Origin of the sequence: Nocardia sp. NBC_01503, from assembly GCF_036327755.1 — a bacterium.
In the GTDB taxonomy this organism is placed as follows: Bacteria; Actinomycetota; Actinomycetes; order Mycobacteriales; family Mycobacteriaceae; genus Nocardia.
In genome coordinates, this window is record NZ_CP109596.1 from 1,605,618 (window position 1) to 1,621,146 (window position 15,529).

11 protein-coding genes are annotated in these 15,529 nt (G+C 66.0%); 3 read left to right on the top strand and 8 right to left on the bottom strand.

The window, feature by feature from the left end:
• Positions 1-20 precede the first annotated feature (20 nt).
• Both OHB26_RS07275 and OHB26_RS07280 read right to left on the bottom strand, forming a co-directional pair.
• Complete coding sequence (locus OHB26_RS07275; protein WP_330183450.1) at positions 21-1,757, bottom strand: ABC transporter ATP-binding protein; 1,737 nt, start codon at positions 1,755-1,757, stop codon at positions 21-23.
• Entirely contained in the window at positions 1,754-3,589 is a 1,836-nt protein-coding gene (locus OHB26_RS07280) for an ABC transporter ATP-binding protein (protein WP_330183451.1), read from the bottom strand. Before OHB26_RS07280 ends, OHB26_RS07275 begins: the two co-directional genes overlap by 4 nt.
• A 134-nt stretch (positions 3,590-3,723) precedes the next feature.
• Here OHB26_RS07280 and OHB26_RS07285 point away from each other — a divergent pair, with 134 nt between their 5' ends.
• Together OHB26_RS07285 and OHB26_RS07290 are read left to right on the top strand one after the other, a co-directional pair.
• Positions 3,724-4,680, top strand: coding sequence for an RluA family pseudouridine synthase (locus tag OHB26_RS07285; RefSeq protein ID WP_330183452.1), 957 nt, complete (start codon positions 3,724-3,726; stop codon positions 4,678-4,680).
• A 46-nt stretch (positions 4,681-4,726) separates the two neighbouring features.
• Positions 4,727-5,491 (top strand): CPBP family intramembrane glutamic endopeptidase, encoded by a 765-nt coding sequence (locus tag OHB26_RS07290; protein WP_330183453.1) that lies wholly within the window; start codon positions 4,727-4,729, stop codon positions 5,489-5,491.
• 111 nt (positions 5,492-5,602) lie between these two features.
• On the opposite strand, the gene OHB26_RS07295 is transcribed toward OHB26_RS07290, so the two are convergent.
• From OHB26_RS07295 to OHB26_RS07310, 4 genes are all read right to left on the bottom strand, one after another.
• Positions 5,603-6,013 (bottom strand): hypothetical protein, encoded by a 411-nt coding sequence (locus OHB26_RS07295; RefSeq protein WP_067571165.1) that lies wholly within the window; start codon positions 6,011-6,013, stop codon positions 5,603-5,605.
• Positions 6,014-6,207: 194 nt separating this feature from the next.
• On the bottom strand, positions 6,208-8,364 hold the full coding sequence (locus tag OHB26_RS07300; RefSeq protein ID WP_330183454.1) for an MMPL family transporter: 2,157 nt from the start codon (positions 8,362-8,364) through the stop codon (positions 6,208-6,210).
• Positions 8,365-8,399: 35 nt separating this feature from the next.
• Positions 8,400-8,930, bottom strand: a complete 531-nt coding sequence (locus OHB26_RS07305) for an EXLDI protein (protein ID WP_330183455.1) — start codon at positions 8,928-8,930, stop codon at positions 8,400-8,402.
• A gap of 272 nt (positions 8,931-9,202) precedes the next feature.
• Complete coding sequence (locus tag OHB26_RS07310) at positions 9,203-10,156, bottom strand: LysR family transcriptional regulator (protein ID WP_330183456.1); 954 nt, start codon at positions 10,154-10,156, stop codon at positions 9,203-9,205.
• 81 nt (positions 10,157-10,237) lie between these two features.
• Here OHB26_RS07310 and OHB26_RS07315 point away from each other — a divergent pair, with 81 nt between their 5' ends.
• Positions 10,238-10,648 carry a DUF5997 family protein gene (locus tag OHB26_RS07315; RefSeq protein WP_330183457.1) on the top strand — a complete coding sequence of 137 codons (411 nt, stop codon included), beginning with the start codon at positions 10,238-10,240 and terminating at the stop codon, positions 10,646-10,648.
• Between the two features lie 105 nt (positions 10,649-10,753).
• On the opposite strand, the gene OHB26_RS07320 is transcribed toward OHB26_RS07315, so the two are convergent.
• Positions 10,754-14,083, bottom strand: coding sequence for a 3-carboxy-cis,cis-muconate cycloisomerase family FAD/NAD(P)-binding protein (locus OHB26_RS07320; protein ID WP_330183458.1), 3,330 nt, complete (start codon positions 14,081-14,083; stop codon positions 10,754-10,756).
• 153 nt (positions 14,084-14,236) lie between these two features.
• Positions 14,237-15,433 carry an MFS transporter gene (locus OHB26_RS07325; protein ID WP_330183459.1) on the bottom strand — a complete coding sequence of 399 codons (1,197 nt, stop codon included), beginning with the start codon at positions 15,431-15,433 and terminating at the stop codon, positions 14,237-14,239.
• Positions 15,434-15,529 lie beyond the last annotated feature (96 nt).

The following is a 15,529-nucleotide window of genomic DNA, read 5'->3' on the forward strand; positions in this document are numbered from 1 at the left end:
TCCTCGAGGTTCGAGAAGTACTACGCGGGAACGGCTTCCAGTCGCCACCCGGTCGCCCGTGTGCGCTCATTCCAGAACGCGGAATAGCGTCCGTCCAGGGCCAGCAGCTGTTCATGGGTGCCGCGCTCGACAATGCGGCCAGCCTCCATGAACAGGATCTGATCGGCGTGCGCGATGGTGGCCAGGCGATGCGCCACCACCATCACCGTGCGATCCCGGGTCAACTCGTGCACTCCGCGCACCACCACCGCCTCGCTCTGCGGATCCAGGGCGCTGGTGGCCTCGTCCAGCAGCACCACCGGGGCGTCCTTGAGCAGGGCGCGGGCGATCGAAACCCGTTGGCGCTCACCACCGGACAGCGCCGCGCCACCCTCACCCACCGCACTGTCCCAGCCCTGTGGCAGGCGGTCGGCGATCTCGTCCACCCGCGCCGCGGCGGCGGCTACGCGCACCTGATCGTCGGTGGCCTCCGGTCGACCGGCTCGAATATTCTCCAGAATCGAGCGGTTGAACAGGTAGACGTTCTGGAATACCAGGGACATCCGGCCCAGTAGCGCCCGCGAGGTCTGCTCGCGGACATCGCTGCCGCTCACCAGGACTCGACCCGAATCGGCATCGTGGAAGCGGGCGGCCAGGCGCAATACCGTCGACTTGCCCGCACCGCTGGGGCCGACAATCGCGGTGGTGGTACCCGGTTCGACGGTGAAGGACACCTCCGAGAGCACCTGCGCGCCGGTGCGATACGCGAAGCTCACATTCTCGAAGACCACACTCGGGGCACCGGGCTCCGGATCGGAATCCGGCTGCGGCAGTACGGGTTCGGCCAATAGCGCGGTCACCCGGTCCGCCGCCGCCGCGGCCGCGCGCAGCGCCGTGCCCAACTGCGCGGCCTGATTCAACGGCTCGATGAAGCGTGAACTCACCGCGACCAGGGCAATCGCCGCGGCCGCCGAGATACCACCGTCGGTCACCTGCCCGACCACCAGGTACACCAGCACCAGGAATACCGCCTGCACACACAGCGAGAACACCATCAGGCCCGGGACACTCGCGAACAGCAGGCCCGTGGCGGCCTTGCGCTGCCGCACCAAGGCCGCGTTCAACGCCTTATTGCCCGCACCCACCGCACCGAAGGAACGCAGCACCGGTTGCGCCTGCGCGAACTCCAGCACCCGGGCATTGGCCTCGGCCGACGCCTCGTGCAACTGCTCATCCGAGGCGGTATACGAACGATTCGCCCACAGATTCACCAGATACAGCACCGGAGCCGACAGCAGCATGGCGAGGGAGATTCGCCAGTCCACGAACAACATTCCGATGGCCACACCGAGCGGGACGATCACCCCGGTCAACATCTTGGCCAGCAGATACGCGATCAGACCCTGCACCTCGCGGACATTCTCCACCACCAGCCGCGACAGCGAACCGGCGTGCTGGGTCTCGAACCAGCCCAGCGGCAAGGAGTTGAGATGATCACCGAGCCGGGTCTGTAGCCCCTGCTGCATACCGACACCGATACGCAGGCCGAGAACCGCCTGGACGAAACCGAATCCGATGACACCCGCCACCGCGACGGCCAACCCGATGCTCCAGCGCCAGGCGCTCGCGGTGTCACCGTCGAACAGGGCCTCGAGCACCGGCACCAGCAGGACATACGCGGCGGCCTGACTCAGCGCCTGCGCGGTGATGGCGGCCAGCAATCTCGGTGTGAGCGCCGCGAACTCGCTCGGCACCAGTGCGAAAACCTTGCGAATCATCGTGTTCCCTCCAGCACCACATCCAGCGCCGCCTCATTGAGCTGCCACAGTCGCTGGTAGAGACCACCGGCCGCGACCAGGCTCGAATGATCGCCCTGTTCGACCAGTACGCCGTTCTCCAGCACCAGGATTCGGTCCACACCGGTGATGGTGTGCAGCCGATGCGCGATCACCAGCACGGTTCGGCCCGCGACCAGCGCGGCCAGCGCATCCTGTACGGCGGCCTCGGACTCGGGATCCGCGAAGGCGGTGGCCTCGTCCAGCACCAGCACCGGGGTGTCCGCCAGCAGGGCGCGGGCGATCGAAAGTCGTTGCGCCTCACCGCCGGAGAGCGTGGCATCGACACCGATCTCGGAGTCGTAGCCACGCGGCAGGGTCATGATCCGATCGTGGATCTGCGCCGCGCGGGCCGCACGCTCGAGGGCGTCGGTCTCCGCATCCGGGCGGGCCAGCAGCAGGTTGTCGCGGATGCTGCCGCGGATCAGGCGCACATCCTGGAAGACGAATCCGACCGTGCGATACAGCTCCTCGGTGCTGAAGTCGCGAATATCTCGGCCGCCGATGGTGATTCGGCCCGCTTGCACGTCATAGAAGCGAGGCAGCAGTTTGGCGAGGGTGGACTTGCCGGAACCGCTCGGGCCGACCAGCGCGGTGAGCGTACCCGGAGCCAACTCCAGATCGATGCCGCGCAGCACCTGATGATCGTCACGGTAGCCGAAGCTCACGCCCTCGAAACGCACCAGACCCGCCGCGACCGGCGCGGACCGCACCCGATCGGCGTTATCCCCCGGTGCGCTCGAAACCGCTGAGCCGGAAGCCAATTCGGGAGTCTGCAACAGGTCGTGCAGCCGCAACGCCGCATCACCGGCGGTGCGCAGAGCCTGCGCACCGTAGCCCAGACCCATCAGCGAACTGCCCAGGCCCAGCCCGATCAGCAAGAACGGCAACACATCCAGCGGCTCGATCCAGCCCGCACCGCCACCGGCCAACCCCGCCAGCACGACCAGCAGCATGACGAAGACCGGCGACACCACCGCATCCGAGAGCGACTGCACCGAGACGATCGGCATCTTCAACCGCCGCAGGCTGTCGGTCTGATGATCGACCGCGTCCTGGAAGACGCTGTGCGCCTTGCCTGCCCGGCCGAATGCCCGAACCACCTGGATACCGTCCACGAACTCGACGGTCGCCTCCCGGGTGCGCTGTTCGGAGGCGTTGTAGGTGAGCATGCGTTCGCGGCCCGGCTCGTCCAGCATCTTCCTCATGCACAGCGCGTACAGGACCAGCGGCACCAGCAGCACGATGGTGAGCCGCCAGTCCACGGTGAACAGATAGATCAGCGTCACCAATGGCACGGTCACCGAACCGATGAAATCCAGGCGGGCATGCGCCACCAGATAGTGCAGCGCCTCCACATCATCCTGGAGGTACTTCTTCACCTCCGCCGAGGTGCGATCACCGAACCAGCCCAGCGGAACCCGGGTCGGTTTATCGGCCAGCAGGCGGCGCAGCGTCAGCTGGAATCCGGCATCGACCAGATGCGACCAGGTCAGCGCGACCGCCTGCAGCAGGGCCCGCGCCACCAGCACGATCACCGCGATGAGCAGCAGCCGCCACACCCGATCGGTATCGACCGAATCGTTCAACAGCTCCCGGCACGCCGAGACGATCAGCAGGAACGGCACCACCGCGCAGATCGAGGCGATGGCGACCAGCAGGCTCGCCAGCGTCAGCACCCCGCCGACCGGAGCCAGAATCTCCTTGCGCGCCCGCGCTTCCCGCTGCTTGCGCGCCTTCGCCGCCGCCTTGTCCGGCGCGACCTCGACTGTCATCAGTAGCCCCTCACCCTTGTTCCGTCCGCCCGATCCTCACACAAGTCTCGCTCGAAGGATAGGTTAGGCTAACTTTGCAAACGGGGAGCAGGCCCCCGCACCGATGCATTCACCACGCCGATAGGGTTCTTGCGGTGAGACGTAAGCAGCAGCCGCCGCTGGCCAAGCGGCACGGGCTGGACCCGGCGCGCTTGCGAATGCCCGAGGACGGGGAATGGGCGACCATTCGCGATCACCTCGTCGATCGACTGCCCCGCGTCGATCCGGCGCGCATCGACGCACTGCTGCGCGAAGGCGGAATCGTCGACCTCGACGGACCCATCGCACCCGATGCGGCGTATGTGCCCGGCGGTGCGGTGTGGTTCCACCGGGATCTGCCCGTGGAGACCGAGGTGCCGTTCGAGATCGGCATCGTGCACCGGGACGAGAACATTCTCGTCATCGACAAACCGCACTTCCTGTCCACGATTCCGCGCGGGCAGCACATATTGCAGACCGCGCTGGTACGCCTACGACGCGACCTCGACCTACCCGACCTGGTGCCCGCCCATCGACTGGATCGCGTCACCGCCGGGCTGATCCTGTTCATCGTCGATCCCGCCGTGCGCGGGGCGTATCAGACCATGTTCCACAGGCGGGTGGTGCACAAGGAGTACGAGGCCATCGCGCGCTTCGATCCCGAACTCGAACTGCCGCGCACGGTGATCAGCCGAATCATCAAGGAGCGGCAGGTGTTGCGGGCCTTCGAGGAACCGGGCGAACCCAATGCCGAGACGCTGGTCGAATTGCTGGAGCAGCGCGACGGTCTGGGGCGCTACCGACTGAAGCCGAAGACCGGTCGCACCCATCAGCTACGACTGCATATGAATTCGCTCGGCATCCCGATTCTCGGCGACGACTTCTATCCCGACCTCACCGACAAACCGGTCGACGACTACTCGCGGCCGCTGCAATTGCTCGCCGGTGCGCTCGAATTCACCGACCCGATTTCACGGCAGCCGCGGCGCTTCGAAACCACCCGCACGCTGCAGGCTTGGGCCGATCCCGAGGGCTGGGCATCCGGCCCGATCCGTACCGGAGATCAGCTTTAACCACATTTCCAGTGCGTTCCAAGAATCCGTACGTACACTGGCCGGGATGTCTCAGAACGATAACGGTGCGATCGCCGTGCTCCCCGCAGCACCCGCACCTCTCCACCACCGCCTGCACGCCTACATCGATGTGGCCGTCGTTGTCGCCGTTCTGATCTGCACGAATCTCATCGCGCACTTCACCACCGCCTGGGCCAGCATTGTCACCGTCCCCATTGCCGCGATTGTGCTGCTCGCCATGGTCCGCCGCCGCGGCCTCGGCTGGGCCGAACTGGGCCTGTCCCCCAGGCACTGGCGACGCGGCTCGGTCTGGGCCCTCGCCGCCGTAGGCGTAGTCCTGACCGCCGTGGCCATCGGCGCACTGCTGCCGATCACCCGCCCGTTCTTCCTGGCCGACCGCTACGCCACCATCTCCGGCGCACTCATCGCATCGATGATCGTGATCCCGCTGCAAACGGCCATCCCCGAAGAACTGGCCTTCCGCGGCGTCCTACACGGCACCCTCGACCGCGCCTACGGCGCGCGCGGCGTATTCGCGGCGGGCTCAATGCTTTTCGGCCTCTGGCACGTGGCCTCATCGCTCGGCCTGACCAACGGCAACAAGGGCCTGAGCGGCATCCTCGGCAGCGGTGTAGCGGGCCAAATCATGGGCATCGGCCTGGCCGTAATCGCCACCGCCGCAGCCGGAGCCGTCTTCACCTGGCTCCGCCGCCGCAGCGGCAGCCTGCTCGCCCCCATCGCCCTGCACTGGTCGGTGAACGGCGCGGGCGCCCTGGCCGCAGCCCTCGTCTGGCATACGACCCTGCGCTGAAAACACTTTCGCCCTGGAAAAGGGGTGGACCGGCCGACCTAGGGAACAGAGGATTTGGCGGTCGGCCGGTCCGGGACGGTTCGGTGTGGTTGGGCCGCCACCGAACCGAGATCAGGAGCCCAGGAAACCCAGGGGGCTGGCGCCGCAGGTGGCGCTGCCGGTGAGGGTGGGCTGCAGGACGTTGACCTTCAGCTCCCAGGCGGTGCCCTGCAGGGTGGACAGGGTGTGGGTGCCGGCGCTCTTGGGGGTCCACTGGATGGTGGCTTTGCCATTGGTGGGGCTGATCGGGCTGCCGCCGATGACCAGGCCGTTGTCGTAGAACCAGGCTTCGAACCAGTGGTCGTAGGTCGCGGTGACCTCGTAGGTGCAGGCCGCGTAGATATTGCGGGCGTTCACCGACAGGCCAGTGGGGACCGCCGACGCGTAGGGCGCGGTCAGGGCCGCCGAACAGGCCACCGCCGCCAGAGCGGTGATGCCGAATCCGGCCCGCTGGGCGATGCGCTTGTTCACGGTCGTGGTCATGTCTGGAATCTCCTCGGGTGCCAACCCCCTGCGGGTACGGTCCGGCGAACCATATCGTTTGTCCAGTTCGGACGGTGGCACTTTCGGGAAAAAACTGAAACGTGTTTCTGTCACAACCGCGAATGCCCAGTACAACGGCCGGGCCCGCCTCCGAAAAGGAGACGGGCCCGGCTGTGCTGGAACAGGATTCGTGGCTAGTGGCGCGCGGAATCAGAGGTGGGCTGCGCCCACTGCTGCTCGTTCCACTCCGCCTGCGGATCGGCATCACCACCGTGACCCGGCCACCACGCCTTGCGACCGATCAGCGCGGTCACCGACGGGGTGAAGAACATCGCCATCACGAACGCGGCAATGGTGATGCCCACCGAGATGGCGAAACCCATCTGCGACAGCGCGGTATTACCCGCCAGCATCATCGACGCGAACGTGCCCGCGAGGATGGCACCGGCCGCCGCGATAGTCGGACCCGTGTGTTTGACGGCCTCAGCCGCGGCCCGGTGCGGATCATGACCCTCGCGGGCCTCCTCCCGCAATCGCGCCACCATGAGGATGTTGTAGTCGGTACCCAGCGCGACCACGAACAGGTACATGATCAGCGGCAAGGTGAAGATCAGACCCGAATTACCCTGCAGGTGCTGGAAGACCAGTACCGCGGCACCCAGCGTGGCGGCGAATCCGAGGAACACCGACGCGATCAGATACCAGGGCGCCACCAGACTGCGCAGCAGCAGACCCAGCACCAGCATGATCAGCACCGCGGCCACCGGGAACACCACCGTGTAATCACGATTCATCGCGGCCTTGAAGTCAACGAAGATCGAGGTCATACCGCCGACCACGGCCTTGGTACCCTCCGGCGCCGCCGAATGCGCCACATCGCGCAGCGGACCCTGCACCGTCTGCAACGCGGCATCGGACTCCGGAGCGTCATTGAGCGTCACCTGATATTCGGCGATCTCCTTGTTCTCCGACAGCTTCGGCTCGGACACCTGACCCACACCGGAGATACCGGTCAGCGCGGTGCGATAGGCGGCCAACTGATCCGAGGTGAGCGCCGTGCCCTCCGAACTCAGGTAGACCTGCGACGGCTGGGTCGTACCCGCGGGCATGCCCTTGAGCAATTCCTTGCTGTAGACCGTGGATTCGGAGGTATCCGAGGTCGAACTCGAACTCAGATCGAAGGTCGGATTGAAGCCCAGCGCGACCAGCCCCAACGCCACCAGCAAACCACCGGATACCAGCGCGTACAGACCCGGACGCTTGCCCAGCGACCTACCCATCGCCGCGTAACGCGCCGCGTCCGGCTCCACTTTCCACGCCTTCGACGGCCAGAACACCTTGGTGCCCAACAGCGAAACGATCGCCGGAACCAGGGTCAGACCCGCCAGCAGCGCCACCGCGACGGCGATGGCCAGCGCCGGACCGAGCGAACGGAACATGCCCAGCGTCGACAGCATCAGCGCACCGAAGGCGATGATCACCGCGGCCGCGGCCGAACTGATCGCCTCACCGACCCGGGTCACCGCGCTGACCATGGCGGTCTTGGGGTCCTCACCGGCACGCAGCCGCTCCCGATACCGGAACATGAGGAACAGGATGTAATCGGTGCCGACACCGAACAGCACCACCACCAGCAGTGACTGCACGGAACTGTCGACCTTGAGATCGAAAGCCTTGGACACCATGGCGATCAGGCCATTGACCGCCATCGAGATCGCACCGATCACCAGGATCGGCAGCAGTGCGATGACCGGACTGCGGAAGATCACCAGCAGCAGCACCAGAATCAGCACAATGGTCGCGATACCGATGATGGCCAGCGCCTTGTTACCGGAATCCTGCTGATCCAGCGTCTGCGCCGCCTGACCGGTGACACCCGCCTTCAGATCCGAACCCTCGACCGTCTCCTTCAGAGCGGTACGCAGATCCTTCACCGCATCGGTCTGCCGCTTGTCGTTCGGGCTGGTGACCTTGGTCATCTGCACCGCGACGACATCGACGAGCTTGTTCTCCGATACCGGCATCGCCGCGATCGCGGTGACATCCTTGATGTTTCGCTCGGTGAGCTTGGCCGCCGCCGCCTTCACGGTGGCCGTATCGGCCTCGGTCAGCGGTGCGCCGTCGGCGCGCTCGAAGACAATGAGCGCGGACGGGGTGGCACTGTTGGGGAAGGCCTTCTCCTGAGTCTGCATCGCCTGGATGGACTCGTAGTGCGAGGGGAGGAAGTCGGCCTGTTCCGTGGTTGCGGTGAGTTTGGGAGCCGTGGCAGCGATGGCGACAATGGCGATCAGCCAGACGCCGATGACCAGCCACGGCTGCTTGACGACAAAGCGTCCCAGTCGGGAGAACATGCGGGAGAAGTCCTTTCGGGGTTCGGCCGCGCTATTCAGATATCGAGGTCTTGCGAGGCCGGGTTCGACACCACGTCGGCGGCGATCCGGAAGGCCTTGGCGGGGACACGGCTACGCAACTCGTCCAGCGAGTCGACGATGTCCAGAGTGAAGTCCCCGTATCCATCCTTACCAAGGCCAAGCATTTCGCGCCAGTTCTTAAACTCCTTGACCCAGTGCGTAATAGGCGAGAAGTCGGACTGATCGGAATTGCGTCGCGCGGTGACGAAGTCGGCACGGACGGTGTGATACGCCTGCTTGGTCGCCTGCTGGAAGTCGGACCATTCGACGTACTGGCGATGCACGACGAACTTGCCCTTACGGCTGAGATAGACGCCCACCACCTCGGTGCCGACCTTGGTGACCTGCTGCGATTCGGACAGCAGACGACCGACGAAGGTCTGGGTGCGACCCCCGCCGGGGCCGACGCGCAGTTCGATGCGGCTCATGCCCTCCGGAAAATCCTGCGTGACGAGAGCACCCCGGGTGGGCTCGCCGCCCTCGGGCTTCTGCATGTCGATGTCCATGACGTACTCCAATTCTCGCGCGCGTCAACTTTAAGTTGACTTCAGTTCGATAGTCAACCATTAGTTGACGACAGCCACATTCGTTGATGCGCATATAGGCATGCATCTACAACGTGCCACCACGGATTGAGATGCACTGTGCCGCAACAGGTTCAGATACCGACGACCATCAGCGGGCGGCCTCTTCGCCGCCCGCAATCACTATAAGTAGACGTATACGTATAGCGCAACCCTGAATCGACCCTGAGATATCCCCAGATCGACCCCGATGATCAGCGGCCGCGCCGCTTACCCGGTTTCCGCACTGCCCCACCACGTTTGGCCGGTGCGGGCTTCTTACCGCCGGACGGCTTCTTCACACCCCGCGATTGCGCCTTGGCCTGCGGCTTCTTCGACTCCTGGCCGGACGGCGAACGCGAACTGCGCGCGGAACGACCGCGCACCACACCGACGAACTCCTCCACCAGCTCGGTCGTCCGATCCTCCGGCCAGGCCAGCGCGATCTCCGTCGTCGGCACATCGGTGACAGTCCGGTAGACCAGATCCTTGCGAGCATGCAGGCGGGCGATCGAATGCGGCACGATGGCCGCGCCACCGACCGCGGCCACCATCTCCATCGTCATGGCGGCATCATCGAGATCGGCGGCGTCCTGCATCCGCTCATCGGCGAGCTCGAGGGTGCTCACCTGCTCGAACACCGAGATCGGATGGTCCTTGGGCACCACCACCACCGGCAGTTCGCGATACAACGGAATGGCACTCATACCGTCGCGATCGACCGGCAGACGTACGAACGCCATATCGACCAGGCCCTCGCGCAGGGCCGACTCCTGGTCACGCATCGGGATCGCCACCATCTCCAGCGGCAGCTCCGGGAAACGCTCACGCCAGATGCGCTCCCATTTGGTGACCGTCACGCCCGGTACGAATCCCACGCGCAGCCGCTCGGCCTCGTCATCGGCCGCCGGGGCGGGCTCCCGCACCACATTCGCGAGAATCTCGCGGGCCGCGGTCAACAACTCCTCGCCCGCGGCCGTGAGCTGGGTGGGCTGAGCGCCCGGTACGAAGAGTTTGGTACCGAGCTCCTCCTCGAGCTCGATAACCGTCCGGCTCAAACGCTGCCGGGAAATCCCCATCGCCTGTGCGGCGCGGGCGAAGTGCAACTCCTCCGCAACCCCGGCGAACCAGCGCAGACGCGTGACATCGATCGACTCGAACCGGCTCATTCCACCCAGGTTATTGCACCGGCATCCGAGTAACCGCACCGCGCGGCCGGTTCACCACACCCGGCCCGATACCCTGATCAGGTGAGCCCGGACAAGAACCCCCAGACCATGAAGCCGCTGACCGCGGCCGCCAAACTCGGTATCTACCTCCCCGCAACCCCCGAGGAGTTCCGGAACTCACCCGTCACCCGCGCCCAGCTGGAGCAGCTGCGCACCGATCCGCCGCAGTGGCTGCAGGATCTGCACCGGGACGGACCCTTCCCGCGCGATGTGGTGGCCCGCAAACTCGGCATCTCCAACTCCGGCCTGGGCCGCGCCGGCGTCGAGGACGCGCTGACCACCGCCGAGATCGACGCCCTCATCGCGAACCCGCCCGAGTGGCTGCTGCGCGAACGCGAGAACTACGCCGAGGTCCGCAAGGAGGCCGAGCGCGTCAAGGCCAAGGAGGCCGCCCGCCGCGCCGCCACCAACCGGCCCGCCAAACGCTGGTAGTAACCCCGTCATCCCGGCATGCTTTTGGCCGGGATCCACACCGCCTGCGCTCCAACGAGTTCAGTGGATCCCGGCCAAAAACGCGCCGGGATGACGCGGAGAGGCTCACATTCGGCGCAGCACTCGATCGACAAGGTCGGGGGCCGCGCCGAGATAGTTTTCCGGTCGGAGCAGGTCGTTCAGTTCCGGCGGACTCAAATGCATTGCGATATCCGGGGATTCGGCCAGGATCTCCGCAAGCGGACGCGCCGTGGACTGCGATTCGTACGACGCCGATTGCAGGGTCTTCTTCGCGACCGGCTTACCCAGCAGCGGAGCCAGCCGAATCGAGAGCCGCTCGGAGACGATCTGCCCCTCGGTGAGCGTCAGATTCGCGGTCATCCGATCGGCGTCGGCGGTGAGACCGGCGGCCAACTCCACCGCGGTATGCGCCGCACCACCCACCAGCAGCAGACATTCGCGCAGCGGCTGCCATTCGGCATGCCAGGAACCGGCGGGCCGCTCATCCTCGGCCAGCAGCGCACCGAACAGCGTCGACGCCAGCGCCGGGGTTTGCAGGGCGGCCGCGCGAATCATGGTGCTCAGCACCGGATTTCGCTTCTGCGGCATGGCGGAGGATTCACCGCGCCCCTCGGCCGAGGGCTCGAAGAGTTCGGCCACCTCGGTACGGGACTGGGAGATCACATCCACCGCCATCTTGCCGAGCACGCCCGAGGTGAGCGCCAGCGCGGACGCCAGATCGGCGATGGGGGTGCGCACCGAATGCCACGGGGTCGCACTCACCCCCAGCGACAGTTCGGCGGCGAACTCCGCGCTCAACCGCTCCACGATCTCACCGCTGGGCGCGAGCGCCAGCTCCGAATCACCACAGCGCGCGCACTCGATATACGACGCCAAAGTGCCTGCCGCACCGCCCAATTGCACCGGCAGCCCGGTGCGCACCTGACACAGCCGCTCCCGCGCGTCCAGAATGCCCTGCATCCACACCGCCACCTTCGCACCGAAGGTCGTCGGCACCGCCTGCATGGCCAGGGTGCGACCGGCGATCGGCGTACTGCGATGCCGCCGCGCCAGTTCGGCCAGCGAACCCAGAATGCCGTTCAGATCCGCGATCACCACCGACAGCACCCGCGCCGCGATCAACATGGTCGCGGTATCGAGAATGTCCTGACTGGTGGAGCCGTAGTGCACATAGTTCGCGCTCACCGGATCGATATCGGCGACCGCGCGATGCAGCCGCTCCACGAAGCACACCACCGGATTCGCCGCTCCCCGTGCGGCTTCCGCGATCTCCCGGGCATCGAAGGAGTGCCCGCGCACCGCCATGACGATATGTTCGGGCACCACCTCCGGCACCATGCCCAGCCGCGCCTGCGCCCGCGCGAGCGCCACCTCCACCTCCAGCATGGCCTCGATCCAGGCATCGTCACCGAGTAGAGACTCCACCGGCGCACCCACCCCCACCGGGGACAGCAGACCGTATTCGATCGCCATATCGTCTTGCCCTTCCAGAGGATTCGCGGACCGCTCATAGCGGTGCGTGGTGAGAATCTCGCGGGCGATACCGTCGCCGTCCGCCAGCGTCACCGAGTTCACGCCGGGGCGCGGACCGGCCGCGGTCACCCAGCGCACCGATTCGGTGGGGACGCCGAAGGCATAGCGGCGCTGATGAATTCGACCCTCACCATCCACGAGATGATGGGTGTTGGGTGCGAGCGCCAGACCGCCGGTGCGATAGTCGCTGCCATCGGGTGAACCGATGGTGAAACCGCTGACATCCTTGCGGCCCAGCAGATTACGCAGCAGCGGGTCCGCGGTGCGGCGCAGATCTGGGGCGGGCAGCCAGGCGTCGATGAGGTGGCGGCCACGCACCTGCGAACCCTCGACCCGCGGAGATTCCGCCGAGAACAGGCGGCGACCGGTATCGACCCGCATGCGCATACCCGGGCCGATGACCCGCACCACGCCCGCTCGAATCAGCGCCGCCAGTTCGGCGATACGACTGGCGGGCGGACCGATGGAGAGGAAGGCGTTCATGGGCGTGTACCAGCGGTCCAGATCATCGCGGTACGACGAGCCCGCGATACCGCCGTGGTCGACCACCAGGCGGACCTCATTGCGCAGGTCGCGCAACACATCCAGGGCCGACTTCACCGGACCGCGCACATTGCCCAGGCGGGCCTCACGCACATCGGCGTCGAGGTAGGTGAGCAGCCAATCGTGGAAATCGTCCGGATCGGTGAAGGCGCGGCCACCGGTGGGGTCCACGAGGGTGGACCAGTCCCACTGCTCGGTCTCACGAATATGGAAGCGCTGCAACAACTCCGCGGTCTCGGAGACCGCCGTGGCGGCGAGATAGCGGTCCCGGAAGGACTCCAGTCGCTGCGGGCTCAGCCGCTCGGCCAGGATCGCCGAGTAGTAGACCGATTCGACCTCGCGGGCGATCAGCGGCCACACATCGTGCCGGAACGACACATCACCGAATTTCCGTGAGCGACCGCGCAATCGGGCGATGCGCTCGGGCGTGAGCAGCATCGGCGCGTACCGGCCGTCCACACCCTTCTGATTCTCACCGCGCGCGTGATGCGGTACGCCGCGGCGGCACCCCGCCATGATCACCGGCTCCCGGCCCGACGGCACGTATTCCAGGCCCGCGTCGCTTTCCTTGAAACACCCGCCGCGGCCGACGGTCAGCAGTGTCAGGTAGTCGAAGAAGGTGAGGCCGAGGCCGCGAATGAGCACCGGTTCGCGCTCGGGAATGCGATCGGTGTCGATATCGGCGGCATTGGCCGGGGGCACATAGCCGAGGCCGAGCTGGCGCGCCGAATCCGGCAGGGAGCCGGGCTCCTCCGGCGGCTCCTCCCCCAGATGCCCCTGGGTGAGCACCACGGCGTGCAGACCGCGCAGCCGTTCACCGGTGCTGAGCTCGAGCTCCTGCAATCCGCCCGGACCGTCTCGCAGATCGGTAGCGGTAGCCACAATTTCGCGAGTGTGCGCCCATTCGGCATAGCGGTCGCGGGTTCGTTCGAATGCCCAGCGCAGATAATGGCCGTAGAAGTAGCGCGGTGGATAGGTATCCGCGCGGATTCGCAGGGCTTCGCGGTATGCGCCGGAGGGCAGTCCGGCGAAATTGCCTATCTTGGCGAGGAAATTGGACCATTCGTACAAACTGGGCCCTCGATCCACCGGACCCGCCATCTCCACCGTATCGTCGGTGAAGATGGTGACCTGCTCGGCTACCGTGTTCATCAGCAGCTGAGCCGGTTGATCGGTACGCCAGACCGCTCCCGTACCAACCCTTTTCGAGTCTATGAGAATCAGTTCCACACCGGCACAACTACCCAGCTGCCGGGCATTCGCGCAAATACGTTCGAAGACATTCAGACCGCGAGGTCCCATTCCAACTATCGCAATGCGAACAACATTGTCGAGCATTCACTCACCGATCGCGCCCGAGGATCTGTACCCGGTAGCGGGCACTTCGCCGAGAGTAGCAATGCGATAAATCCCATACAAGAACGCGCGGTACGGAATACGCCTCAGCTCGCGAAACGCCGAACGCGAACTTGCGAAACGCCGAATGCTCGCTCAGCGCGCCGCGGGCACCGGATCCCGTGCCGGAACCGCCACGGCGGCAGCGGTTTCCCGGCGCTCCAGCGCCGCCGACAGCAGCGCCAGCAACAGCGCCGAAGCGGCCAGACCCGCACCCACCCAGTTCGGCGCGGTATAGGCCATACCCGCGGAGAGCGTCAACCCACCGAGCCACGCGGCCAAGGCATTTCCGAGATTGAACGCCCCGATATTCACCGCCGAGGCCAGGGTCGGCGCATCGGGGGCCTGATCCAGCACTCGCTTCTGCAGCGAGGGCACCGAGGCGAAACCGAGCCCACCGATCACGAAGATGGTGGCGGCCGCGAGCGGCTTGCTATGGGCGGTGACGGTGAACAGCGCCAGCGCGATCGCCAAGGCGGACAACGAGACATACAGCATCGGCAGCAGCGCGCGATCGGCGAAACGGCCACCCACCAGATTGCCCACAACCATCCCCAGGCCGAGCAGCACCAGCAGCCAGGTGATGGAACCGTCCGCGAAACCCGCCGTCTCGGTCATCATCGGCGCGATATAGGTGATGGCGGCGAAGACCGCGCCGAAGCCGAGCACGGTCATACCATTGGCCAGCAGCACCTGAATGTTCTTGAAGGCGGCCAGTTCTCGGCGAATGCGCACACCCTCGGGGGCGGGCATATCCGGTACCAGCTCGGCGATACCGGCCAACCCGGCCACGCCCAGCAGCGCGACGATCCCGAAGGTCACCCGCCACCCGATCTGCTGCCCGACCAGCGTACCCAGCGGCACGCCGACCACATTCGCGACGGTGAGGCCGGTGAACATCATGGCGATGGCCCCGGCCTTGCGATCCGGTGCGACCAGGTCAGCGGCGACCACCGCGCCAATGCCGAAGAACGCGCCGTGCGCCAGTGACGCGACCACACGGCCGAGCAGCATGACCCCGAAGACCGGCGCGACCGCGGAGATCAGATTCCCGGCGATGAACAATCCCATGAGCAGCATCAACATGCGCTTGCGGGAGATACGGGTGCCGAGCACGGTCATGATCGGCGCACCCAGCATGACGCCGAGCGCATACCCGGTGACCAGCCAGCCCGCCGTCGGGATGGAGACGCCGAAATCACCGGCGACCTCGGGCAGCAGGCCCATGATGACGAACTCGGTGGTGCCGATACCGAAGGCCCCGATGGCCAGGGCGAGCAGTGCGAGCGGCATGGAGAACACCTTCCAGACGATTGCAAGAGCGCGTTATTGCATACACAATAGTTGCAGACGCGTGATACTTGCAAGCGCGGGCAATCGCGGAAGTGT